Source organism: Pedobacter sp. 01N416, from assembly GCF_056399685.1.
This window is the reverse complement of sequence record NZ_JBFTRT010001014.1, coordinates 1-664: the sequence shown is the minus strand read 5'-3', so window position 1 is coordinate 664 and position 664 is coordinate 1. Positions and strand designations below refer to the sequence as shown.

Here is a 664-nt window from a genome sequence, read left to right as displayed (position 1 = left end):
AAGGATATGTTGGTCGTGTGGGTAGGTTTAACGTTGGCGGTTATGCTTTTAAAGAGGTTGTTGCCGGATTTCCTGATTTTAAGAGCATTGCAGATAAGATCGATTTATCAAAACGGAATGGGAATGTCGGAGCGGATTTGCTGCGGAAATTTAATATCCAGTTTAACTATCAGGAAGGTTTTATTTATGTTAAGCCAAATGGTTTAAGCAAAACTCCTTTCGAATATGATATGGTAGGCATGGTAATCTACCTCGATCAGAAAGAGTATAAAAGAGTTCTGATTGGAGAAATAGACGAAAATAGTCCGGCAGAAAAAGCAGGACTTTGCCCTGATGATGAAATTATTGGGGTAAATTTCAAAAGTATAGATACCTATTCTTTAAACGACCTTACCGAAATGTTTAAATCAAAAGCAGACAGAAATATAATTTTCGAAATTTTTAGGGATAATCAGGTTTATTTTAAAGTGGTTCGCCTTGAAAAGAGGGTCTAAAAAGCGTAATTTTCCAGTTACAAAAGAATTGTCGTGTAACAAGGTTCTAACTTTAACCTCTTATTGCCAAGCAAACTAACTTTTATATACACATGAAGAAAAACTTTAAGGTACTTGCCCTCGCAGGTATCGTAGTACTTGGTGTAGCCGGATCAGGTTCGGTATATGCC

1 protein-coding gene is annotated in these 664 nt (G+C 36.4%); it reads left to right on the top strand.

All coding sequences use genetic code 11. The annotated features are described in order from the left end of the window. Positions 1–494, top strand: a 494-nt coding sequence (locus AC1DND_RS28985; protein ID WP_477586443.1) for a PDZ domain-containing protein, incomplete at its 5' end; no start/stop codon positions are given. Positions 495–664: the final 170 nt, after the last annotated feature.